21 protein-coding genes are annotated in these 23,509 nt (G+C 70.8%); 7 read left to right on the top strand and 14 right to left on the bottom strand.

Features of this window, described 5'->3' with window-relative positions; genetic code table 11:
* Positions 1-53 precede the first annotated feature (53 nt).
* Positions 54-596, top strand: a complete 543-nt coding sequence (locus tag LG278_RS16075; protein WP_404388412.1) for a TetR/AcrR family transcriptional regulator — start codon at positions 54-56, stop codon at positions 594-596.
* An 84-nt stretch (positions 597-680) separates the two neighbouring features.
* Here LG278_RS16075 and LG278_RS16070 read toward each other — a convergent pair whose 3' ends face one another.
* On the bottom strand, positions 681-1,388 hold the full coding sequence (locus LG278_RS16070; protein ID WP_404388410.1) for a VOC family protein: 708 nt from the start codon (positions 1,386-1,388) through the stop codon (positions 681-683).
* A 146-nt stretch (positions 1,389-1,534) separates the two neighbouring features.
* Between LG278_RS16070 and LG278_RS16065 the strand changes: the two genes are divergently transcribed.
* Positions 1,535-2,065: a hypothetical protein gene (locus LG278_RS16065; RefSeq protein ID WP_404388409.1), complete on the top strand. Its 531-nt coding sequence runs from the start codon at positions 1,535-1,537 to the stop codon at positions 2,063-2,065.
* A 37-nt stretch (positions 2,066-2,102) separates the two neighbouring features.
* On the opposite strand, the gene LG278_RS16060 is transcribed toward LG278_RS16065, so the two are convergent.
* Positions 2,103-2,567 (bottom strand): YdeI/OmpD-associated family protein, encoded by a 465-nt coding sequence (locus LG278_RS16060; protein WP_404388407.1) that lies wholly within the window; start codon positions 2,565-2,567, stop codon positions 2,103-2,105.
* 54 nt (positions 2,568-2,621) lie between these two features.
* Positions 2,622-3,863: a PucR family transcriptional regulator gene (locus LG278_RS16055; RefSeq protein ID WP_404388405.1), complete on the bottom strand. Its 1,242-nt coding sequence runs from the start codon at positions 3,861-3,863 to the stop codon at positions 2,622-2,624.
* Positions 3,864-3,949: 86 nt separating this feature from the next.
* On the opposite strand from LG278_RS16055, the gene LG278_RS16050 reads away from it, so the two are divergent.
* Both LG278_RS16050 and LG278_RS16045 read left to right on the top strand, forming a co-directional pair.
* On the top strand, positions 3,950-5,080 hold the full coding sequence (locus LG278_RS16050) for a ferredoxin reductase (RefSeq protein ID WP_404388403.1): 1,131 nt from the start codon (positions 3,950-3,952) through the stop codon (positions 5,078-5,080).
* 65 nt (positions 5,081-5,145) lie between these two features.
* The gene (locus tag LG278_RS16045; RefSeq protein WP_404388401.1) at positions 5,146-6,315 is read left to right on the top strand and encodes a fatty acid desaturase family protein; all 1,170 of its coding nucleotides are present in this window, start codon (positions 5,146-5,148) and stop codon (positions 6,313-6,315) included.
* 97 nt (positions 6,316-6,412) lie between these two features.
* Here the strand turns inward: LG278_RS16045 and LG278_RS16040 are convergent, their stop codons facing one another.
* Entirely contained in the window at positions 6,413-7,291 is an 879-nt protein-coding gene (locus LG278_RS16040) for an alpha/beta fold hydrolase (protein WP_404388397.1), read from the bottom strand.
* A 265-nt stretch (positions 7,292-7,556) separates the two neighbouring features.
* Between LG278_RS16040 and LG278_RS16035 the strand changes: the two genes are divergently transcribed.
* Entirely contained in the window at positions 7,557-8,663 is a 1,107-nt protein-coding gene (locus LG278_RS16035) for a DUF6081 family protein (protein ID WP_404388395.1), read from the top strand.
* A gap of 156 nt (positions 8,664-8,819) precedes the next feature.
* On the opposite strand, the gene LG278_RS16030 is transcribed toward LG278_RS16035, so the two are convergent.
* Complete coding sequence (locus LG278_RS16030) at positions 8,820-11,231, bottom strand: ATP-binding protein (protein WP_404388393.1); 2,412 nt, start codon at positions 11,229-11,231, stop codon at positions 8,820-8,822.
* A 137-nt stretch (positions 11,232-11,368) separates the two neighbouring features.
* Here LG278_RS16030 and LG278_RS16025 point away from each other — a divergent pair, with 137 nt between their 5' ends.
* Positions 11,369-11,785: a hypothetical protein gene (locus LG278_RS16025; protein ID WP_404388391.1), complete on the top strand. Its 417-nt coding sequence runs from the start codon at positions 11,369-11,371 to the stop codon at positions 11,783-11,785.
* Positions 11,786-11,911: 126 nt separating this feature from the next.
* On the opposite strand, the gene LG278_RS16020 is transcribed toward LG278_RS16025, so the two are convergent.
* A complete protein-coding gene (locus LG278_RS16020; protein ID WP_404388389.1) occupies positions 11,912-12,748 on the bottom strand; it encodes a class I SAM-dependent methyltransferase in 837 nt (278 codons plus the stop codon).
* Positions 12,749-12,905: 157 nt separating this feature from the next.
* On the opposite strand from LG278_RS16020, the gene LG278_RS16015 reads away from it, so the two are divergent.
* The gene (locus LG278_RS16015; RefSeq protein WP_404388387.1) at positions 12,906-13,577 is read left to right on the top strand and encodes a winged helix-turn-helix transcriptional regulator; all 672 of its coding nucleotides are present in this window, start codon (positions 12,906-12,908) and stop codon (positions 13,575-13,577) included.
* 21 nt (positions 13,578-13,598) lie between these two features.
* Here LG278_RS16015 and LG278_RS16010 read toward each other — a convergent pair whose 3' ends face one another.
* The 8 genes from LG278_RS16010 to LG278_RS15975 form a co-directional block, all read right to left on the bottom strand.
* Positions 13,599-14,699, bottom strand: coding sequence for an ABC transporter ATP-binding protein (locus tag LG278_RS16010; RefSeq protein ID WP_404388385.1), 1,101 nt, complete (start codon positions 14,697-14,699; stop codon positions 13,599-13,601).
* Positions 14,700-14,727: 28 nt separating this feature from the next.
* Positions 14,728-15,771, bottom strand: a complete 1,044-nt coding sequence (locus LG278_RS16005; RefSeq protein WP_404393686.1) for an ABC transporter ATP-binding protein — start codon at positions 15,769-15,771, stop codon at positions 14,728-14,730.
* 131 nt (positions 15,772-15,902) lie between these two features.
* Positions 15,903-16,904: an ABC transporter permease gene (locus LG278_RS16000; RefSeq protein WP_404388383.1), complete on the bottom strand. Its 1,002-nt coding sequence runs from the start codon at positions 16,902-16,904 to the stop codon at positions 15,903-15,905.
* A gap of 130 nt (positions 16,905-17,034) precedes the next feature.
* On the bottom strand, positions 17,035-18,816 hold the full coding sequence (locus tag LG278_RS15995) for an ABC transporter substrate-binding protein (protein ID WP_404388382.1): 1,782 nt from the start codon (positions 18,814-18,816) through the stop codon (positions 17,035-17,037).
* A 51-nt stretch (positions 18,817-18,867) separates the two neighbouring features.
* Complete coding sequence (locus LG278_RS15990) at positions 18,868-19,860, bottom strand: ABC transporter permease (RefSeq protein ID WP_404388380.1); 993 nt, start codon at positions 19,858-19,860, stop codon at positions 18,868-18,870.
* A 437-nt stretch (positions 19,861-20,297) separates the two neighbouring features.
* Complete coding sequence (locus tag LG278_RS15985) at positions 20,298-21,353, bottom strand: hemolysin family protein (protein WP_404388378.1); 1,056 nt, start codon at positions 21,351-21,353, stop codon at positions 20,298-20,300.
* Positions 21,350-23,002, bottom strand: coding sequence for a hemolysin family protein (locus LG278_RS15980; RefSeq protein ID WP_404388376.1), 1,653 nt, complete (start codon positions 23,000-23,002; stop codon positions 21,350-21,352). The genes LG278_RS15985 and LG278_RS15980 overlap by 4 nt, the downstream gene beginning before the upstream one ends.
* A 154-nt stretch (positions 23,003-23,156) precedes the next feature.
* Entirely contained in the window at positions 23,157-23,465 is a 309-nt protein-coding gene (locus LG278_RS15975; protein WP_404388374.1) for a 4a-hydroxytetrahydrobiopterin dehydratase, read from the bottom strand.
* Positions 23,466-23,509: the final 44 nt, after the last annotated feature.

The following is a 23,509-nucleotide window of genomic DNA, read 5'->3' as shown; positions in this document are numbered from 1 at the left end:
CAGCGGAACACTACTCCGTAGTGCTTGGTTGTCACTACTCCTATAGTGGCTGGATGACCTCGTTGCGCGACCGCGCCCTGGACGTCGCCATCGAGCTGCTGGGCACGCAAGGCCTGAAGGCGCTGACCCATCGCCGGATCGACGTGCGGGCGGGGCTCCCGCCGGGGTCGACGTCCAACTACTTCCGGACGCGCGACGCGCTGCTCAGGGGGGTTGCCGACGCCATCCTCGAGCGGGAGGTCGCCGGCATGGGCGCCACGTTCGCCCCGCGATCGGCCGAAGAGCTCCTCGACGCTCTTGTAGCGCTCCTGGATCGCACCACCGAGGACCAGCGGACCCTGACCAGCGCGCGGCTCGTCCTCTTCATGGAGGCCAGCCACAATCCCGCCCTGCGCGAGACCCTGGGGCAGGGGCGGGCGATCCTGGAGGCGGCCCTTCAGGGGGTCCTTCGTGACCTCGGCGCGAGCGACACCGGCGCGTCGGCCCGGGCCATCATGGCGTGCGCAGAGGGGCTGATCCTGCACCGCGTTGCTCGCCACGACGACAGCGACATCCGGCCGGTCCTCGCCCTCGTCGTCCGCGCCGCCATCGCCTGAGTCCGATGGTCGCCCCGACCGGACGATCCGCAGCGCTCCAACGGGTGACCCGCGGTCAGGCCGCGGGTCACACGAGTCGGTGGCTCAGTCCTTTGGCGCAGGGGGCGCGGCGACGCACAGGACTCCCGTGTTGCCGTCCTGGTCGGCGATCACGGTGAGCGACGGCGCGTCGCTGTCGTCGACGACGGTCCCGCCCGCGGCGACGGCGGCGGCGATGCGTTGCGCCGCCACCTCGGGCGCCACGTAGACCTCGAGGTGGAACCGCTGGCGCGGGGCCTCGTGCTCGTCGGCGTCGCCGAACCACAGGTTGGGGACCCGTCCCGTGGCGTCGCGGATCTCGTCGCTGGGGGTGCCGCGACCCTGGGCCTCGGCGTCCCCGGTCAGCAGGGCGGCCCACACCGGCGCGATGGTCGCGGAGCGCGCCGTGTCGAGGCCGAGCTCGATGACGCTGACCGAGGCCGGGTCGGCGTCAAGCTGGTGCTCGGCGGCGATGTCGGTGATCCGTCGGGCGAGGTCGACGTCCTGCTGCGTCACCCACTCGACGACGTGCTCGGTGCCCTCGTCGTCGCGGTAGATGGCGTCGGCGCTGACCAGCTTGAGGTCGACGCGTCCCTCGCCGATCGAGACGGTCGGGTGGTGTCCGAGCTCGTCACCCGCCTCGCCCACCGCAGCGACGAACCGTGCGCCGGCGCCGAAGTCTCCGACGAGGTAGCGGGCATGCAGTCCCTGGGCCAGCTTGCGCCAGTCGGTCAGCTCGGCCTCGGCGATCTTGTCGCCCGTCAGCATGTCCATGCTCGGCGACACTAGCCGCGATCCAGCTGCTGCGCTCGTGCTGCCGAGCGGCCACCTGCGTGGGGCCCGGCCGTGTCCCCGGGTCGCGGCTGCAGGGCCCTTCCGATCGGCTGCGGTGAGCGGCCCTGCCGGACCACACTCGAGGTATGCGGCGTTCTCTCGTTCTGGCGGCCCTCCTGGCTGCCGTGGTGCTCGGCGGTTGTGGTGGCGGTGGCGTGCGTGTCGCCGCCGGGGCAGCAGACCAGGCCGCGGTCGCGATCGGGGGAATGGGCAGCCAGGTCGTGGAGCTGAGCGCGGATGACGTGGCACGCATGGCCCGGGTCGGTGCCGTCAGCGAGGACGCGATCCGCGCAGCCGCCGGGCAGGCCGATGAGCAGCCCCAGTGGGCGCGGTGGATGGCGTCGGCGCGGCAGGTCGCCGCCCGCACCGACAACGAGATCCGTGAGATCGCGCTCGGGTCGGCCTGCGATGCGCTGAACGGTGAGATCACGACCGAGCAGGAGCTCTACGCGTCGTTGGCCGGTCAGTTGGAGGGGCTGACCCAGTCTGAGCTCGAGAGCGTCTACACCGCGACGCTGGACCTCTACGGCGACCTCGTCGAGGCCGTGCAGAGCGGCGATCCGGCGCGCAGGGCCTCCGCGCTCATCGCCTGCTACACCCTCCAGCAGGTGTCCTAGGTCGACATCGCGACGAAGCGTGTCCTGATCTGCAGGTTCAGTCAGGCGGGAGGGACCGCAGCAAGGCGGCGATGCGCTGCTCGCGAGTCTCCGGCTTGACTGCCTCCTCGATGGGTTGCAGCAGTCGCCGCCGCTCGGGAGGCGTCCTGCCTTCGAAGGCGGCGAGGCGACCGCTGTCGGTGAGAGCCCGGTGGATGTCCTCGGGGAGCGGAACGTCGTCCGGATCTGCGGGGCGCAGGCGACAGTGCACGACGTCGCCGGGCCGAACGCCCAGCCGGCGCTGGAGTCCCTTTCCGGCATACATGAAGGCGTCGCGAATGACATCGGCCCGGTTCACCCCGACATTGACCGGCACCTCGTTGATCGTGCCCTCGACCCGACGGGTGCGAGCGGCCTTGGCGGCGCTCTCGAGCGCTCCGTCCACGCGCAGGATCGTGTAGAGGCTGCGCCCCCACGGCAGCACCTCGACGAGCGCGTCGAACTCGACCCATGCCTGCTCCACCTTTCGCTCCACCTTTCGCTCCACCTCTCGCTCCGCCTCCCGATCAACCATTGCTCAGCTGGCTCCCCGCTGAGCGATGCTGCCCGCGGAGAGGGCGAGGACCAGTGCGCGCACGACGACGGGGTCGCCGAGGCTGTCGCCATAGAGCTCGCGCACCTGCCCCATCCGGTAGCGCACCGTCTGGGCGTGGACGTGCAGCTCAGCGGCGACGTCGTCGCGCCGGCCCTGGTGGAGCAGCCAGGAGAGCAGCGTCTCGGCGAGCCGGTCCTGAGTCGCAGGTGACAGGTCGGCGAGTGGCTCGAGCACCTGCGCCCGCAGGTCGGCCAGGGCATCCGGGTCGGCGGTGAGCACGAGGTCGGCCAGGTGCTGCTCGCTGTCGACGGGGTCGCCGCTACGCGACGTCCGGCGCAGCGCCAGGGTGCGCGCCGCGCGGTCGTAGGAGGAGCGCGCGTCGATCCACGGCCGCGCTGGGCCGACGACGGCGTGGCGACCACCGAGCACCCGCAGCAGGTGACGGCGCCCGGGGCCGTCGGCGTCGGGCACGAGCAGCAGCGTGAGCGGGTGGTCGACGTCGACGTCGATGCCCTGGAGGTCCTCGCCGACGGCCAGGGTTGCAGCCCCGAGCGGCGCCAGGGCGCGTCGCGCCTCGGCGGCAGGCAGCAGCACCGCCGTCAGCGAGGTCGGGGGAGTCCACTCGGCGCGCGCCGCTGCCGCGGTCAGCACGTCGGCCCCCGCGCCGGCGAGCAGATGCTGGCCCAGCCGCTCGCGGTAGCGGTCGCGCACCCGCCCACTCGTCGTCAGCTCGTCGGTGTGTCCGGCCACGCTCGCCGCCGAGAGCTCGTCGATGTAGGCGAAGAGCAGCTCGGCGAACTTCGCCATCGTCGTCGCGGGCAGGCCCGCCTCCGCCGCCGCCTGCGCCAGCTCGCGCCACGACACCCGGGCCCCGACGCGGTATGCCGCGAGCAGGCTGTCCATCGACCGTCCGCCCCGCGCCTCCCCCCTCCCGAGCGCGTAGGCACCTTCGCGGGTCGGGCCGAGGGGCGTGCTCGGGTCGACGTCGCGGCCGCCGGCGGCGAGCTTGAGGAAGCCGGCGATCGCCATCTGCACGGCCTTCTCGATCGTGTCGCCCGCCGAGCCGCCGAGAGCGCCGGTGTAGTCGGGGACCTCCTCGACCACCGCCGCCATCGTCGTGGTCGCGATGGCGGGGAGGCGTTCACGCAGGACGCGCAGCACCGAGACGTCCATCTGGAGGGCGGCGGCCCCGCGCACTGTGGCGCTGCTCACGCTGGCGGGCATGATTTGTCTCCTCCGCACAAGAGTTCCTGAGCGCTTCACGCCCAGCGGTCAGGATCTTACCCTTGACCGTCAGTCATGCTGAAGACATGAGCCTGACCGCACCCTCCACCCGACCCGACCGAACGTCGCTGCGCCGACGGCTGGTCATGCTGGCCGAGCGTGCGACGACCCCGCTGCTGCCGGCCGACTACCTCGACCTCTTCGACCCGCTGCGCCCCGGCGCCGACCTGCGCGGCCGCATCGTCGAGGTCCACCCCGAGACCTCCGACGCCGCAACGATCGTCATCCGGCCCGGCGCCGACTGGGCCGGCCACGTGCCGGGGCAGTACGTGCGCATCGGTGTCGACGTCGACGGCATCCGGCAGTGGCGGGCCTACTCGCTCACCCACGGCCCGCGCGCCGACGGCAACATCTCCATCACCGTCAAGGCGGTGCCGGACGGCCTCGTCAGCACCCACCTCGTGCGCGAGTCACGACCGGGCACCCTCGTGCACCTCGAGCAGGCGCAGGGCGAGTTCGTCCTGCCGACCGAGGGCGGCAAGTTCCTCTTCGTCACCGCCGGCTCCGGCGTCACCCCGGTCATCGGGATGCTCCGCAACCTCTTCCCCGTCGCCGACGCCGGCGTCGTGCGCCTGGCCCGCTCGGCGGCATACGACATCGTCGTGGTGCACGTGGCACCCAGCGAGCCCGACTCGATCTTCATCGACAACCTCCGCGCGCTCGACGAGGCGGGCCTGATCCGCCTCGTCGCGCGCTACGACGACGAGCACGGCGTGCTCGACGTCGCCGATCTCGAGACCCTCGTGCCCGACCTGCACGAGCGCCAGACCCTGGCCTGCGGGCCCGGCGGACTGCTCGACGCGCTCCAGCAGCACCACGACGCGCGTGGGCTGGAGCTGCTCACCGAGCAGTTCCGCGTCACGACGCTCGTCGTCGGCGAGGGCGGCACCGTCGACTTCACCGGCTCGGGCACCACCGTCGACGCCGACGGCGCGACTCCCATCCTCGACGCCGCCGAGGCCGCCGGGGTGCTGATGCCCTCCGGGTGCCGGATGGGCATCTGCTTCGGTTGCGTGCTGCCGCTGCGCGAGGGCGCCGTGCGCGACCTGCGCACCGGCGCCGTCACGACCGCGACGCCCGGCGAGACCGAGGGCAGCGGCGTGCCGATCCAGACGTGCATCTCGGCCGCTGCCGGCCCCTGCCTCATCGACCACTGACCACACCGCGACCCCTCGCGACCATCCCGTTCGACACTGCTCCACCCACGACCTGAGGAAGTGCCATGACCGTCCTGCAGAAGAAGGCCCACAACCCCGTCGGCCACCTCACGCCCGAGGACATCGAGCAGCTCGGTGTCGAGCTCGACGCGATCCGCCAGTCCGTGATCGACACGCGTGGAGCCGACGACGCCGCCTACATCCGCAGGGTCATCGACGTGCAGCGCAAGCTCGAGCTCGGTAGCCGCGCCATCCTGCTCGTCTCGATGTTCCCGCCGGCGTGGGTCGCCGGCACGGCGGGGCTCGCGGTCGCCAAGATCATCGAGAACATGGAGATCGGGCACAACGTCATGCACGGCCAGTGGGACTGGATGCGTGACACCAAGATCCACTCGACCACCTGGGAGTGGGACAACGCCAGCCCGTCGGAGCAGTGGAAGCACTCGCACAACGAGCTGCACCACACCTACACCAACGTCATCGGCAAGGACAACGACCTCGGCTACGGCATCATGCGCGTCGACGAGGACCAGCGCTGGGTGCCCTTCTACACCGCCCAGCCGCTGTGGAACTTCGTCAACGCCTGCTTCTTCGAGTACGGCATCGCGGCCTACGACCTCGAGCTCGGCAAGAACCTCGCAACCAAGGAGCGCCGTCAGAACCCCGAGTTCCAGGCGCGCGCCAAGGTCACGCTGAAGAAGATCCGCAACCAGGTGACGAAGGACTACGTCATCCACCCGCTGCTGTCGGGGCCGTCCTTCCTCAACACCCTGGCCGCCAACGCGACCGCCAACCTCATCCGCAACCTCTGGACCCACTCGGTCATCATGTGCGGCCACTTCCCCGAGGGCGTCGAGACTTTCGAGCGCAAGTCGATCGTCGGCGAGACCCGCGGTGAGTGGTACCTGCGCCAGATGCTCGGCTCGGCCAACATCAGCGGCAGCAAGGCCATGCACTTCATGACGGGCAACCTCAGCTTCCAGATCGAGCACCACCTCTTCCCCGACCTGCCGAGCAACCGCTACCAGGAGATCGCCCCGCAGGTGCAGGCGCTCTTCCAGAAGTACGGCCTCACCTACACGACGGGATCGCTGCCGCGTCAGGTCGCGTCGGCGTGGAAGAAGGTCATCCGCCTGTCGCTGCCCAACGACTTCGGTCGCAAGGCGCGCGCCAAGGTCCTCCCGATGCTGCCTGCCACGCCGCGCACTGAGAGCAGCTCGGCCCGGGCTGCCTGACCGAAACGTGATCGTCAGGTCGTCGCCGCGGTGTCACCGCGGTCGTGACGGCCAGCACCCGAGAGGGCGCCTCCGTCGGAGGCGCCCTCTCGGCACGTCAGCTCGCTGACTCGGTGACCTCGTGCCCCGGCCCGGTCGTCGCGATGAAGTCGCGGACCAGCACGGCGAAGCGGTCGGGGTCGTCGAGGTGGGGGAAGTGCCCGGCGCCGTCGAAGAGCTCGACCCGGCAGCCGGGGATGGCCTCCTTGGCACGCGCCGCATGCTCCGCAGGGATGACCATGTCGTTGGTGCCCCACACGACCAGCACCGGGATGTCGACGAGGTCGGGGAGGTAGTCCTGCGCCGTGACGCTCTGGCCCCCGGCGTCGATGACCGCTCGCGTCGTCGCGAGGAAGGCGCGCCGGCTGTCGGCGTCGCTGAGCCGGGCGAAGCCCTCCCAGGCGGCGCGCATGTCGTTGCTGGCCCGCCAGCCGGTCTTGGCCAGGGTCTTGCCCACCGTCTCGACCCGGCCGCGCACCCACCCCGAGGCCAGCGCGGGCAGCACCCACTCGGCCCCGGGCAACGTGGCCGCACGGAGGGCCGGGTTGACCTCCCGGCCGAGGCCGCCGCTGCCGACGAGCACGAGCCGCTCGACCCGCTCGGGGAAGAGGTAGCAGAACTCCAGCGAGATCCCACCACCGAGCGAGTGCCCGACGAGCGTCACCCGGTCGATGCCGAGGCGGTCGATGAGGTCGCGCAGCGTCGCCGCATGGGTGGCGAGCGAGTAGTCGCCGCCCGGGTTGGCCGAGGCGCCGTGGCCGAAGAGGTCGGGCACGATGACCCGGTTGCGGTCATCGAGCCGGTCGATGAGGTGGGCCCAGTTCGAGTGGGACCCGAGCAGCCCGTGGACGAAGAGCACGGCATCACCGCTGCCGCTGTCGACATAGGACAGCGCGTGGCCGTGCAGGGAGATCAGCTGAGGGGCCAGGGTGCTCACGACACCTCCTCGGGTCTGTGGAGCCTCTCTTTCGAGATTAACCCGGCGGAGGCGTCGCGCTGGCGCGATCGGCAGTGTCGTGCGCCACCACGGGGTCGGCACGGACTAGTCATCGCGGTGGACAGCGGTGACCATTGTCGGCCCGTCGCACGGGGCGAAGCATGGTCGACTGAGCCGCTCGTGGGGCAGCTGTGGCGACAGTGCCCGGTTGGCGGCATACATCCGTCAGCAGCCGACCGGTGTCACCGCGCGAAGGAGCCCACCCATGCGTCCCGTCCAGCGACCTCGGCGCTCGCGCCGCGTCCTGCTCTCCGCTGCCGCCGGCGCAGCTGCCGTGACGGTCGCGGTCCTCGCGCCGCAGCAGGCGGGTGCCCTCGCGACGGCGGCCGTGCCCGTCGCCGTCGTCGACTACGACTCCCACGACGCAACGGAGTATGCCGCCCGGTGGGTCAATCCCTACGGCCCCCTCGACGGGGTGGTCCCGCAGGTCGATCCCTCGGGGGCGGTCACGCTGAGCGACGTTCCCTTCAAGCCGGGCACCGACTTCAGCGTCTTCGACCACCTCAAGTACATCGGGATCAGCACGCAGACCTTCACCGTGCCCAAGGTCGGCACGGTCACGTTCGAGGTCGACATCGCTGCCAGCACGCCGGGCGCCACGCCGGGTCACGTGGTGGAAGGCGTCTACGGACCACCCGGGGCCTGGAGTCTCGCCGACCCCGATGCCCGGCCCTACACCGCGACGGTGCTCGAGGGCCAGCAGGCGGGTGTCGTGCTCAACATGATCGACTTCTGCACGGGCCAGCTCTTCGACTGGTTCGTCGCCGGCGGGTCGGCGTTCCCGCTCATCGAGCGGCTGCCCACCTCCGTGACCGGCAACACGAGCAACCCCGGTTGCCCCGGCGCCACGGAGGTCGGTCTCGACAAGGCCTACACCCAGATCATCAAGAACATCCCGCTCGAGCCGGGGCAGACCCACCACGTCGCGATCTCGTTCTCGCGCAGCGCCGGTCAGTCCAACGTCGCCTATGCACTCGACGGTCAGGTTGTCGCGACGGTCACCAACGTCGGCATCCCGCTCGACCAGCAGGGCAACAGGTACGCCTGGACGGGCACCTACCCGTCGTTGGGCAAGGGCGAGAAGCTGGCGGACCAGATCAACTCGTTGTCGATCGGACACGGACTCTTCAGCCTGCTGGACGCCTTCCCCTTCCAGTACGGCTGCTCGCCCCCCACCACGAGCCCGGGTGCCGGGGCGTGCTCACCCGACTCGGCGGCATACAGCGTCTCGTTGTCACCCGCGGAGCGCTCCTTCGGGCAGGGCGCCGAGGGCGTCTTCAGCGGCTTCCGCGTCACGACGACCGGACGCTGAGGCGGACCGACCTGGGGCCACGAGGGTCGGCCCGTCGGGCGAAAAAGAAACCGGGCCGGGCTGTAACGCCACCGGCCGCACGCGCGATGGAGGGGGTGAAGAGGCGCCACTCGGACCCCCGAGCGAGTGGCGCCTCTCCTTGCGTCCGGCGATCCGTCAGCCGGTGCGCTGGCTACGAGCGCTACGCGGGTCGCCGACTGCCAGGCTGACCGCCTCCTCCGGCGTGAGGGATCGCCCGTGCGTCACTTCGGCCTCGAAGGCGACGGCGCCGAGTGACTCCTGCGCCTCTCGTTCCGCGACGGCCCGGAGGGTCGGGTCCGGCAGGTAGTAGCCGTAGACGGCGGATCCGACCCGGTCGCGCATCGCGGCGGAGGCGCCGAGCAGCACGGCAGCTCGCGCGTGGTCGCCATGGGAGCCCTCGACGACGGCGAGGCTCTCGAGGAAGAACGAGAGGTTGGCGAGGTCACCGGTCTCGTCCGAGAGCTCGATGCCCTCGGAGAGCAGGCCGCGAGCCTCCTCGGAGCGACCGAGGGCCAGCGCGGCCTGGGTCAGACCGTAGAGGGCGACGTAGGTCGTCAGGCGGTCGCCGCGTCGCCGCGCCCGGGCCAGGCCCTGCTCGCACCGGTCCACTGCCGCATCGGGCTCGCCCCGGAGCAGGTGGACCGTGCCCAGCCAGACGTGGGTCAGGCCGAGAATCCAGTCCGCCTCGGGATCGTCCGATCCCACCGCGTCGAAGGCACGGAGGAAGTGCGATCGGGCCTTCAGCACGTCACCGGACGCGAGGGCCGCCAGTCCCTCGCCGGCCTCGGCGTAAGCGTGACCGAGCGTGTCGTCGGCGTCGAGCGCGACCTCACGCGCGATCGCCCAGCGGTGCTCGCTCACGCTGATGTCACCTTGGGCGAACGCCATCGACGCGGCGGTCAGCATGGCTCGGACCCGCGTCCGCGGGGCCATCTCCAGGGCGATGGCGCCCTCGGCCAGGCGCCGACCCTGACGGAGGTGACCGCGGAGCCACCAGAAGAGCCAGAGGTGCCACACCATCTCCCCGGCGTGCTCTCCATCGTCCTGGGCGAGCCAGTGGTCCGTCGCGGCGGCGAAGTTCGCTGCATCGCGCTCGGACTGCTCGAGCCAGACCACTTGGTCGCGGCCCTCGTAGTGAGGGGCGGCCTCGCGGGCGCGCTCGCGGAAGACCGATGCGTGACGCGTCCGTGCGAGCAGCGCCTCGTCGTCGGTGAGGAGCAAGGCCGCGTGCTGGTGCACCGGCTCGAGCATCGAGTACCGCGACTTCCCGTCGGGAAGCGGGGTCGCGTGCACGAGCGAGTGCTCGATGAGCTTCTCGAGCAGGGCCAGCACGTCGCCGAGGTCGTCGGCCACCTGCTCGACGGCGTCGAGCGTGGCGCCGCCGACGAAGACTGCCAGCCGGCGATAGAGGCGACGCTCCGCATCGCTCAGCAGCCGATAGCTCCAGTCGAGCGTCGCCCGCATCGTGCGCTGGCGCTCCGGGAGATCGACGGCGCCCGCGTGGGTCATGGCGTCGTCGAGGCGTTCGAGCAGGAGCTGAGGGGACAAAAGCCGGGCTCGGGCGGCGGCGAGCTCCAACGCCAGAGGTATGCCCGCCAGTCGACGACAGAGCGCAGCGACTGCGGCAGCGTCGTCGGGGCTCGTCCCAAAACCCGGTGAGACGGCTCGGGCCCGGGTCAGCAGAAGTAGTCCGGCCGGAGCTGCCTCGACCTCCGCCATGCCGCCGACCCCGCTCGGCGTCGCCAGGGGTTGGACAGCGTGCTCCACCTCCCCGCGGATGCGTAGCGCGGCGCGGCTCGTGGCGAGGACGACCAGCCCGTCGCACTCTTCGAGCAGTCTGGCCACGACGAGGCCGACCCCCGACAGCTGCTCGAGGTTGTCGAGCACCAGCAGGAGGCGACGGTCTCTCAGGGCCGCGACCACGGTGTCGTCGGAGCCCTCGACCGCGTGCAGCCCCAGGGCCCGGCCGATGGTCGGGATGACCAGCGTGTCGTCCTCGACAGGGGCCAGGTGCACCATGACGACGCCGTCGTGGTCGTCGATCGCCGCCCGCGCGACAGCGGTGGCCAGTCGGCTCTTGCCCACGCCACCCGTCCCGGTCAGCGTGACCAGTCGGGCGCCGGTCGTGCGCAGCAGGCTGAGGACCGCCTTGACGTCGGCCTCGCGGCCCACGAGGGGCGTGAGCTCCGTTGGGAGACGGTCGAGCCCGTGTCCTCGACGGTGCGCGCCGTCCTCGCGGCCCGGCCCTGTCTGCGCGGGGGACTGGACGCGTACGGGTGGCGTGCGCGAGGGCACGGCTGCGCGCAGCAACGCCCGGTCGGCCGGCCCGAGAGACAAGGCGCTCTCCAGTGACCGCACCGTGTGTGGGTAGGGCCGCGAGCGCAGCCCTCGCTCGAGGGCACTGATGCCGTGCGAGGTCATCCCGGCGCGCTCCGCGAGCTCCTCCTGCGTCCAACCCTGCGCCTGCCGCAGTCGGCGCAGCACGTGACCGAACGGCTCCCGCGGGTGCGAGACGCCGTCCTGCTCGGATGCTTCGAGGTCCGTCACGCGGGGAGTCTAGGTCTCGCACACTGCTCGTACAGTCGGAACGTGCGAACGCCGTGCGTGGTATCCGAGGCCCGCCCGGCGGCAATCTCTTCAGGACGGCGCGAACACCAGATGGCGCCCGGAACTGGAGGTAGGAAATGTTGCGCAGGACTGCTGCGACACTCGCCCTGACGACGGCGCTTGTGGCCGCGGGCGCTGGGGCCGCGTCGGCCCACGAGTGCTACATCGTGGGCCGCTCGGACCAGGGCAACGCAGGCGCCAGCCACTCGGCGAACTGGTACACGCTCCAGCTCGAGGAGCTCTACCGCAGTGGCCACCACTTCCTCGGTGGCGAGCCGCTGACGGATGCTCAGGTCTCGACAGCTCTCGCCATGTCCGCCGAGAAGGGCGTGCCGCTCAGCTTCACCGTCTTCGAGCGCTTCACGATCCCGCGGTCGATGAACGAGCTGGAGGCACTGGCCACGAAGTCGGCTGACGGCAAAGGCGTCGACCACTTCTTCGTCGCCTACGGCGACAGCATCGCGGGCATCTTCTTCGCGGCCCAGGCGTCCTGAGCCCGGGCCGCACCGGGGGGAGCGTCAGGGGACACAGGGGACACAGGGGGAACACCGGGGAACACCGGGGAGCGCAGTCGGCGTCCGGCACTCGCGTGCCGGACGCCGCTGTCGTGGCCGTGGTGCTCAGCCGGTGCGGGTGGCGGTGAGGAGCAGGTACTCCCAGCGCATCCAGCCGCGCTCGTCCATGGCCGCTCGGGCTAGCTCCGACAGGGCGGAGTCGAGGGCCGCGACCCTGTCAGGGTCGTCGGCGATGCCGCGGTAGGTGACGATCGTCGGGCCGTAGGCGCGCTTGAAGAAGTCGCGGAAGTCCTCGGGCCGGGCGAAGTGCACCGTCACCGACCGCTTCTCGGTCGCGACGGCGTCGATCCGGTCGCCGAGCAGCGCGCGCACGTGGCTCTCGTCGCCCCACAGCGGCGGGGGCTGGGCCCCGGGAGGCGGCGGGGCGGCATACGGCTTCATGGTGGCGAACATCTGCCCGATGAAGCCGGCGGGCGTCCACGCGACGAGCCCCAGCCGGCCGCCCGGCCGGAGCACGCGCACGAGTTCGTCGGCGGCGACCTGGTGGTGCGGCGCGAACATCACGCCGACGCTCGAGGTGACGACGTCGAAGGACGCGTCGCCGAAGGGCAGCGCCTCGGCGTCGGCGCGGCGCCACTCGAGCGCCAGCCCGACGTCCTCGGCGAGGCGGCGGCCGATGTCGAGCAGCTCGGGCGCGAGGTCGCTGGCGGTGACCTCCGCGCCCGCGCGGGTGGCGGGGATCGCGACGTTGCCGGTGCCGGCGGCGACGTCGAGGACGCGTTGCCCCGGACCGATGTCGCAGGCGTCGACGAGGACGTGGCCGAGCTCCGGGATGAGCTCGCGGGCGACGGCGGCATAGTCGCCGAGTGCCCACATCGCGGCATGCTTGGCCTTGAGGGCCGCGTCGTCGGCCGTCGGTGGTGCCTGGGTGTGCGTGGTCATGCTGGGTTCCTCCCTGGTCGAGGCGATCTCGGCAGCCCCTCGCTGCCCGCCCGTCGTTCCAGCATCCGCCGCGCCCGCGCCGCCACCCAGTCCCGAAAGTGGACTGACAGCGCGGCTGTCACGCGCCGACAATGGGAGGACCGACCGGAGGTGCGACATGGGCCGACACGATCCAGGCGCGGGGCAGTACTGCCCGATCTCGCGCACGCTCGACGTCGTGGGGGAGCGGTGGACGCTGCTCATCGTGCGCGACCTGATCGTCGGCACGACCCGCTTCAACGACCTCGCTCGCGGGTTGCCCGGTCTCTCCCGCAGCCTCCTCACCAAGCGCCTGCGCCACCTCGAGCGCACCGGCGTGGTCACCCGTGCAGGCCAGCACTACGTGCTCACACCCGCCGGTCGGGCCCTCGAGCCGATCGTCTTCGGCATGGCGGAGTGGGGCGCGCGCTACGTCTTCGGCGACCCGCAGCCCGAGGAGCTCGATGCGCAGCTGCTCGTCTGGTGGATGCACACGCGCGTCGACACCTCGACGCTCGAGGGCGACCGGCACGTGGTGCACGTGCGCTTCGCCGACGACGCACGTCGCTTCTGGATCCTCGTCGAGCGAGGGGTGCCGTCCGTCTGCATGGCCGACCCGGGCTACCCCGTCGACCTCACGATCTCCTCGGACGTGGCGTCGCTGTATGCCGTGTGGCTCGGGAGGATGCCGCTGCCCGTCGCGCTCCGGGCCGGGCGGGTCACCGTGCAGGGACCGACCGCGGTCACGCGCCGGCTCGGCGAGGTGCTGCAGCTGAGCCAGGTCGCGCCCTTCGTCGCGGCCTCGGCCTGACGAGGGGCGCGAGCGGCCGGCTCAGGCCGTCGCGTCGCCCGCGCGGGGGCGCGGGGTGTCGAGCTGCACGGGCCCTTCACCGAGGGCCGCGGCGGGCTCCTCGGTGTTCTCGGGGAAGTGGCAGGCGACCTGGTGGCCCGGCGCGAGCTCCACGAGCGGGGGCTCGACCGTGCGACAGACCTCCTGCGCCTTCCAGCACCGGGTGTTGAATCGGCACGCCGGCGGCGGGTTGATCGGGCTCGGCACGTCGCCGGTGAGGCGGATCCGCTCGCGCTTGGTGCGACGGCTCGTGTCGGGAACCGGCACGGCCGACAGCAGTGCCGTCGTGTAGGGGTGCATGGGGCGGGTGTAGAGCTCGTCACGGTCGGCCACCTCGACGAGCTTGCCGAGATACATCACGGCCACCCGGTCGGACATGTGCCGCACCACCGAGAGGTCGTGCGCGATGACGACGTAGGTGAGGTCGAACTCGTCCTGCAGGTCCTCGAGCAGGTTGATGACCTGCGCCTGGATCGACACGTCGAGGGCGGAGACCGGCTCGTCGGCGACGATGAGCTTGGGGCGCAGGGCGAGCGACCGGGCGATGCCGATGCGCTGGCGCTGACCGCCGGAGAACTCGTGCGGGTAGCGGTTGTAGTGCTCCGGGCTCAGGCCGACGAGCTCGAGCAGGTCCTGGACGGAGCGCTTGATGCCCTTCTCGGTCTTGATGTCCTGCAGTTTGAAGGGGGCACCGACGATGGTGCCGACCGTGTGGCGCGGGTTGAGCGAGCCGTAGGGGTCCTGGAAGATCATCTGCACGTCGCGGCGCAACGGTCGCAGCTGGCTCATCGACGCGTGGGTCACGTCGCGCCCCTCGAACTCGAGGAGCCCGTCGGTCGGCTCGATGAGGCGCGTTAGCATGCGGCCCGTCGTCGTCTTGCCGCACCCCGACTCGCCCACGAGAGAGAGGGTTTCGCCCTTTGCCACCTCGAAGCTCAGCCCGTCGACGGCCTGCACCGCCCCGACCTGGCGCTGGAGCAACCCTCGGCGGATCGGGAAGTGCTTGGTCAGGTTGGTGACCCGCAACAGCGGCTCGCCGCGCGTGACGTCGGCGTCGGGCGAGGGCGCGGTCGACGCCGTCATGAGGGTGCTCCTGAAGTCGTCGTGGTCATCACAGCGTCGGCCTGATGTCGTTCGCCCAGATGCTGTTGCGCTCCTCGGTCGTCAGGTGGCACGCGGCGTAGTGACCGGGCGCCTTCTCCTCCAGCGGTGGCCGCTGGCTCTGCGACAGGCCACCGGTGCGGTCGGCATAGGCGCAGCGCGGGTGGAACGGGCAGCCCGACGGCACGTTGATGAGGCTCGGAGGCGCGCCCGGGATGGGCCGCAGGCGCTCGGTCCGCACGCGGTCGAGACGCGGCATCGAGCTGAGCAGGCCCCAGGTGTAAGGGTGCTCGGGTCGTTCGAAGACGTCGGCGGCAGCGGCGTACTCAACGGCCCGGCCGGCATACATCACCATGATGTCGTCGGAGAGCTCGGCCACGACCCCGAGGTCGTGCGTGATGATGATGACGGCAGAGTTGAACTCGGTCTGCAGGTCACGGATGAGGTCGAGGATCTGGGCCTGCACCGTGACATCGAGCGCCGTCGTCGGCTCGTCGGCGATGAGCAGGTCGGGGTCGCACGACAGGGCCATCGCGATCATCGCGCGCTGACGCATGCCGCCCGAGAACTGGTGCGGGTAGTCGTCGACGCGGCTGCTCGCCTGGGGGATGCCGACGCGGTCGAGCATCTCGACGGCGTGCTTCTTGGCCACCGACGTGCTCACGTCGTTGTGCACCCGGTAGGCCTCCACGATCTGGCGGCCGATTGTGTAGAAGGGGTGCATCGCCGACAGCGGGTCCTGGAAGATCATCGCCATCCGCTTGCCCCGCAGCTCGCGCACGGTCTCGCTGCCGGCGCCGATGAGCTCCTCGCCGCCCAGCCGGATCGAGCCGGTCATGGTGACGGTGCCCGGCTTGTGCAGGCCCATGATCGACATGCTCGTCACCGACTTGCCCGAGCCGGACTCGCCGACGATGCCGAGGGTCCTGCCCCGGGCGAGGTCGAAGGAGATGCCGTCGACCGACTTCACGACGCCGTCGTCGGTCGGGAAGTGGACGCGCAGGTCGCGGACGGACAGGAACGAGTCGGGCGCCGGCGCGCCGAGTCCTCCGATGCCGTCGAGGCCGGTCGAGGGCGGGGCCTCACGGCGTCTGCGCGAGCGCTTCTCGCTGGGCGCTGCCGGGGCGTCCGTGTGCGCGTCAGCGTGGGCGTCGGGCGGGCTGTCCGGAGTGGTGCTGGGCTGGCTCACGAGACACGCACCCTCGGGTCGACGACGGCATACAGGAGGTCGACGACGAGGTTGGCGACGACGATGAACGTCGCGCCGAGCAAGGTCACGCCAAGCACCTTGGGGAGGTCGTTGTTGGCCACCGCGTCGACGGCATACTTGCCGATCCCGTTGAGCGAGAAGGTCGACTCGGTGAGGATGGCGCCGCCGAGCAGCAGTCCGAGGTCGAGACCGAAGATCGTGAGGATCGGCGTCAACGCGGCGCGCAACCCGTGGCGCACGACGACGTCGCGTTCCCGGAGGCCCTTGGCGCGCGCGGTGCGGATGTAGTCCTCGTTCATGGTCTCGAGCATGCCCGCGCGGGTGAGACGGGCGTAGGCCGCGGCATACAGGAAGGACAACGTGATCCACGGCAGGAGGAGGTCGTAGGCCCACTGCGCAGGATTCTCCTGGAAGGGGGTGTAGCTGCCGCCCTGGGCGGTCCACCCGAGGCCGTAGCTGAAGATCGAGAGGGCCAGCAGGCCGGTGAAGAAGATGGGCAGCGAGACGCCGGCGAGGGCGATGCCCATCGCGGTGCGGTCGAGCGGACTACCACGTTTGAGGGCCGACACGACGCCGGTGGCGACGCCGCCGAAGAGCCACAGCACCGCGGCGCCCGCCGCGAGCGACAGCGTGACGGGCAGGCGGTCGAGCAGGTCGGGCAGCACGGGGTTCTGGGTGATGAAGGAGTAGCCGAGGCACGGGGCGGGGCACTGCTCCACCGTCACGCCGGTGTCGTACTCCGACCCGACGACGATTCCCTTGGCGAAGCGGCCGTACTGCACCCAGATCGGGTCGGTGAAGCCGAGGCGCACGGCCGCGGCGTGGATCTGCTCCTGGCCGGCGGTCTTGCCGACGTAGCGGGAAGCGAGGTCGTCGGGCGTGGCCCCGGCCAGCCTCGGCAGGAGGAAGAAGATGGCGAAGGTGACGGCGCTCACGACGAAGAGCAGGACGACGGCGCTGATGAAGCGCCGGATCATGTACGTCAGCAAGGGATTCGGCCGGACGCGGTGGCGGGGGACCCCGCGGGCCCCCCCGCCACCGGTCTGCGCCTTCACCTACTTTCAGGTGGTTGGGCGGTGGTGCGGTGAGCGACGGGCAGTGCTGGTGTTACTGCTTGACGCCCATCGCGGCGTAGTCGTACATCGTGAAGCCGTCGTTGACGAAGACGTTGGTGATCGTGTCGGGACGGAAGAGCAGGCCCTTGGCCCACACGCCCGGGATCACCGCGGCCGCCTCCATGACGGACTTGTCGACGTTGCCCCAGATGGCGTCACGCTTGGTGGCGTCGGTCTCTGCCATCGCCTGGTCGATGCCCTGGTCGACCGCCGGCACCTTGATGCCGAGGTTGGTGTTGCCGGACGGGCGGATGACCCGGCTGTCGACGATCTGCGAGAGGAAGCCGAAGCCGTCGGGCCAGTCAGCACCCCAGCCGTAGACGATGATGCCGAGGTTGTTGGCCTTGGCGTAGTCGGGCTTGCCGGCGTAGAGCTTGGTGTAGTCCGCCGTCGGGAAGGCCTTGATGTTGAGCTTGATGCCGACCTTGGCGAGCGACTGCTGGAGCGACTCGGCGGTCGCCTTCTCCTTCGGGCGCTCGGCACGGTAGGAGATGTTGGTCTCGAAGCCGTTGGGCTGGCCACACGCGGTGAGCGCGGCCTTGGCGGCGTCGGGGTCGCCCTGCGGCTTCGCCTTGAAGTCGTAGAGGTCGAAGGCGGCGTGGCCGGGCACGTTCGGCGGCATGAGGCTCGTCGCGATCTCGCCGCCGGTGTTGCCACCGTAGGCACGCTGGTAGCCGGTCTTGTCGTAGGCGAGGACGACGGCCTTGCGGCACTCGACGTTGTCGAGCGGAGCGACGTCGCTGTTGAGCACCGAGAACCACGTGCGGGCGGCCTGGGCGTTGTCGGTCTGGGCCTTGAGGGTCGGGTCGGCGAGGATCTTGCCCTGCGACTCGGCCTGCACGCCGGTGCCGGCGATGTCGACGTCGAGGCCGCCGCTCTGCAGGCGGTTGTCGACGTCGGCCGCGTTGAGGCTGAGCTCGACGGTCAGCTTGTCCGGCAGCGCCAGACGTCCCGACTCGGGGTCGGTGGCCGCGTCGTAGTTCGGGTTGCGGTCGAGCTCCATGTTCTTGCCCTGGGCGTAGGACACGAACTTGTAGGGCCCGCTCGAGACGACCTTCTCCTTGTACTTCGTGCCGGTGTCCTTCGCCTGCGGCACGGGGGCCGTGGCGGGCAGCTGCGCGAAGTAGTCGAAGCCCGAGAAGCCGGTCTTCAGCTTGAAGATGATGGTCTTGTCGTCGGGCGTCTCGATGGACTTGAGGTCATCGAGGTTCTTGTTCTTGTAGACCGAGTAGCCCTCGGGGATGTCGGCGAGGAAGTCGTTGAAGTACGTCGGACCGTTGGGGAACGTGTCCTTGTCGAGCTGGCGGGCGACGGCGTACTTGATGTCCTTGCTCGTGATCGGCGTGCCGTCCTCGAACTTGATGCCGTCGCGCAGCGTGTAGGTCCACGTCTTGTTGTCGTCGCTCGGCTTGCCGAGGCTCGTCGCGAGGTCGGGGACGAGCTTGGCACCCTCGGCGCCCGGGCCCGCCTTGAAGACGACGAGCGTGCGGGCGTAGTTGCGCAGGAAGTTCCACGAGAGGCCGTAGTAGGTGTCGCCCGGGTCGACGGAGTCCCAGTCTCCGGCCATGCCGAAGCGGAGCGTGCCGCCCTTGGTGGTCGACGGGTTGTAGATCTTGCCGATCGCCGCGTCGGCCGCCGGCGCCGCAGCACTGCCGCCGCTGCCACCGGTGCTGCCGGTGTCACCGGTGCCGTCGCTGGCGCTGCCGCCGCAGGCGGACAGCCCCAGGGCCAGGGCGGTCGCGGCTGCGACCACCATCAAGCGTGTGTTCTTCATGGGTGAGTGCGCTCCTTGCTATCGGTCGAGCGAAACTGCAGGCCGCGGAGGTTACCGAGACCGGGGGTCGAGGGCGTCACGCAAGCCGTCCCCGAAGAGGTTGAAGGCGAGGACCGTCACGAAGATGGCCAGGCCGGGCGGCAGCATGAACCAGGGGTCGACCTGATACCACTTCGCCGCGTCCGCGAGCATGCCGCCCCACGTGGCGCGGGGCGCCTGCACCCCGACGCCGAGGTAGGACAGCGCGGCCTCGAAGAGGATGTTGCTCGGGATGAGGAGGGTCGCGTAGACGAGGATCGGCGCGATGAGGTTGGGCAGCAGGTCCTTGCGCAGGATGTAGGGCGCTCGCGCCCCGAGGCTGCGGGAGGCGTCGATGAACTCGCGCTCGCGCAGAGAGAGGGTCTGCCCGCGGACGATGCGGCCGATGTAGGGCCAGTTGAAGAAGCCGATGATGAAGACGATGACGGCGATGCGCAGCGAGTCACCGCTCAGCCCGAAGGCCGACTCGGGGATCACCCCGACGAGCGCCAGGGCGAAGACGAGGAGTGGGAAGGCCAGGAAGATGTCCATGAGCCGGCTGATGAACGCGTCGGTCGCGCCGCCGAAGTAGCCCGCGACGACACCCATGATCGTGCCGATGACGACCGAGATGATCGTGGCGAGGAAGGCGATGAGCAGCGAGATCTGCGAGCCGAAGAGCACCCGGCTGAAGAGGTCGCGGCCGTTGACGGGCTCGAGGCCGAAGAGGAAGTCCCAGGACACGCCGCCGAAGGGCGCGGTCGGCACCTGCAGGTCGGGGTCGATGAACTCCTGGTGGAACTCGTCGGGCGGGTGGCCGAGCACGTTGACGATGAGGGGCGCGAGGATCGACCCGACGACGAGGAAGATGATGAAGAACCCGCCGGTCAGTGCGACCTTGTCACGCTTGAGGCGCGTCCAGGCGATCTGCCCGAGCGAGCGGCCCTCGATGTGCTTCGCCCCCTCGAGCACCGCCTCGGGAGGGGCGGACGCGCCTCCCGGCTCCAGCTCGAGGGGTGTGCTCACGTGCCGTCACCTCCGGGTGGGATCGAGGCCGGGGACGGGGATCAGCCTCCGGTGCGCTGCGGCAGGCGCCACCCTAGACCCCCCGACGCCCGCGCGGGCCCCATCTTTCTGCGCGACACCACCCGCCACAACCGACGATGCCGAATCGTGACGCGGTGGATATCTTCCGGCGACATGCCGTGCGGGGCGGCACACTTCTCGGCCAGCGGCGCATCGCCCGGACGGTGGCCAACGAGTCGAGTGCCCACGTCCCCACGGGTGACCATGTCGAGTGCCCAGGTCCTGACCTCGGGACCTGGGCACTCGACGGAGTTGGCTGTCGAGTGCCCAGTTCCCGACGCCTGTCCGAGCCAGGGTGATGTCGACACGTGGGCACTCGACTGGGTCAGCGGGCCCGTGCGCGGACGGTCGCGGCTGAGGCGCTTGGGGTGGCGGGGTCAGCGCCCGGCCGAGCGGACCGTCGCCTCTGAGCTGCTCGAGTCGGTGTCGGTCTCGTCGTCGAACTGCCCGAGCACCCGCTCGAGAAGGTCCTCCATGGTGACGAGCCCGATCGGACCCTGCGCCCCCTCGACGAGCACGAGCTGGGCGCGCTCGGCCCGCATGGCGCTGATGGCGTCGAGCAGCGAGAGCTCCTCCTCGACCCGCATCGCGGCGGAGGTCAGCGTCGTGACGGCGGCGTCGCGCGGGGCACGCACGATGTCGCGCACGTGCGCGATCCCGATCGGCACACCCCCGTCCGTCACCACGAGACGCGATCGTCCTGACTCGCGCGAGACCCGCTCGGCCTCGAGGACCGAGGCCGAGCCCGCGACGCCGACGGCGCGCTCGAGCGGCACCATGACCTCGGTGATCCGCGTCGTGTCGAGGTCGATGGCGCCGGCGAGCACGCGGTGCTCGGACTCCGCGAGCTGACCCTGCTCGCGGGCGCTCTCGAGGAGCAGGGCGAGCTCCTTGGGGCCGTGGACCTGGGCGAGCTCGTTCTGGGGCTGGACCCCGACGAGTCGCAGGCAGCTGTTGGCCATGGCGTTGAGCACGCTGAGGACCGGTCGCATCACCCACGCGAACGCGCGGAAGGGCAGCGCCAACAGCACGGCCGAACGCTCGGGGTGGGCGATGGCCCACGACTTGGGCGCCATCTCGCCGACCACCATGTGCAGGAAGACGACGATGCCGACGGCCAGGATCACCGCGACGACATATGCCGCCTCCTCGGGCAGGCGCAGGAACGTGAAGACGGGTGCCAGCAGGTCGGCCACCGCGGGCTTGGCCACGGCGCCGAGGCCGAGGGTGCACAGGGTGATGCCGAGCTGGGCGCCGGCGAGCATGAGGGACAGCTCGCGGCTGCCGGCCGCGGCTGCGGCCGCCGCACGGCTGCCCTTCTCGGCGAGGTCGTCGAGGCGGTGGCGCTTGCTCGCGACGAGCGCGAACTCGGCCGCGACGAAGAACGCGTTGAGCACGAGCAGGACGACTGAGATCAGCAGGGCGGTGATCATCGGGCGCTCCTCTCGTCGTTGGCATGGGAGTGGTCGGCGTGTCGGGTGGCCCGGTCCTTGTCGGCTCCGGCCGGCACCGCGCGCTCGAGCTCGCTGTGGGTCGCCTCATCGGGCGAGTCGGGCTCGTCGCCCATGGCGTTGTCGTTCTCGTCGAGCAGCTCGAGCTCACCCAGGAGGTCGAGCACCTCGACGCGCACCGAGGCGGGCACGTGGCGGTCGACGGCGTGGACCGTCAGCCGCACCGTCACGTGCGGCCGACCGGTGTGGTGGTCGTCTGAGTCGTCGCGTCGGTCGTCGCGTCGGTCGTCGCGTCGGTCGTCGCGCCGGTCGGCCTCGTCGTCCCGGTCATCCCTTTCGCCCCTGTCGGACGCGGACGCCGAGGCGAGGTCACCGTGGTGGTGGTGGTCGTCGGAGTCGACCTCGCGGCGACCCTGCACCTCGACGACGTCGCCGACCTGGGCCGTGCGACCGAGGTCCTCGAGGATGAGCCCGCTGATCGTGGAGTACTCGTCGGTGGCGGTGAGGCGCACGCCGGTCGCGGTGTCGAGCTCGTCGAGGCGCAGGTGACCCGGCACGACCCAGGCATCGGACCCGTCGGGCTCCACGGACACCATGTCGGTGTCGTCCTCGTCGAGGATGTCTCCGACGACCTCCTCGGCGATGTCCTCGAAGGTGACGATGCCGGCGAAGCCGCCGTGCTCGTCGACGACGATGGCCATCTGCCGGTGCTCGGTGCGGATCTGCTCGAGCACCTTGGGCAGCGGCGCGCTCGTCGGGACGACGGTGGGCTCGGGGGTGACCGACCCGACGGACGTGGTCGCCCGCAGCTCGGGCGCGACAGCGAGCACCTCGGCGATGCCGGCCACGCCGACGATGTCGTCGCCGTCGGTGCCGGTCACGGGGAAGCGCGACCAGCCGGTGTCGAGCAGCTCGACGAGGCGACTCACCGGGTCGTCAGCGTGCACGGTCTGCACCCGCACGCGCGGGGTCATGACCTCGCCGGCGTCGAGCTCGCGGAAGCGCAGGCCGCCCTCGAGGACGTCGGAGAGGTCGTCGTCGAGCAGGCCGCCGGCGTGGGACTCGTCGATGATGCGGGTGAGGTCCTCGGCGGTGGCGCCGTGCTCGAGCTCCTCGACGGGCTCGATGCCGACCTTGCGCAGCAGGGTCGTCGAGGCCCGGTCGAAGAGCCGCACGATAGGGCCCGCGACGGTGAGGTAGATGAGGGTCGAGCGCGACAGCGCACGGGCCAGTGGCACGGTGCGGGCGATCGCGAGGTTCTTGGGGGCCAGCTCGCCGAAGACCATCTGCACGACGGTCGAGAAGATCAGCACGGCGGTGACCGACAGGCTGAGGCGGGCGGCATACGACATCGAGGGGTCGAGCAGCTCGGCGATGCCGGCGCCGACGAGGGGCTCGGAGATGTAGCCGACGAGCAGCGCGGTCACGGTGATGCCGAACTGGGCGGCCGACAGGGTGAAGGACAGGCGCGAGGTGACCTTGAGGGCCCGTTGGGCCGGCTCGTCACCCTTGGCGGCGAGCTCCTTGAGGGCGTTGCGGTCGACGGCGACGTAGGCGAACTCCTGGGCGACGAAGTAGCCGGTCGCCGCCGTCAGGGCGAGGATCAGCGCGATCCCGAGGGCGATGCTCATGCGATCACCACCCGCGTGAGCGAGTGGGGCTGGGGGAGCCGGGCAGCCGTGGGGCCGTCCGGCTCGGGACTATGGCCCTCCTGGGACTCGGCGCGCGAGTCAAGGCGTGAGTGCGATCGCATGCAGGCAATCCTAAGCGATGGAAGCGGGGGCCTCACCCGGTCGGCGTCGCGCGGACCCGGGTGGCCTCCTGGGCGATCTCGTGGGCGAGCTCGACATCGAGCTGGGTCAGCCCTCCCTCGGAATGCGTCGAGAGGGCGAAGGAGATGGTGCGCCACCGCACGTCCATGTCGGGGTGGTGGTCCATCGCCTCGGCCAGCAGCGCCACCTCCTGCACGAGCCGGATGCCGGCCAGGAAGTCCGGCGCTTCGTAGCTCGCCCGGAGCGTGTCGCCGTCCCGCGACCAGTCGGGCAGGTCGGCGAGCTGGCGGGTGATCTCGTCGTCGGTCAGCAGTCGGCTCATGCTTCCCAGTCAACGCCCGGCAGGGCCGTGGGGGAAGCGGCACG

Origin of the sequence: Humibacillus xanthopallidus (assembly GCF_044793955.1) — a bacterium.
Lineage (GTDB): Bacteria > Actinomycetota > Actinomycetes > Actinomycetales > Dermatophilaceae > Humibacillus > Humibacillus xanthopallidus_C.
Note: the sequence above shows the minus strand (reverse complement) of the source record. Positions and strands in the feature narration are given on the sequence as shown.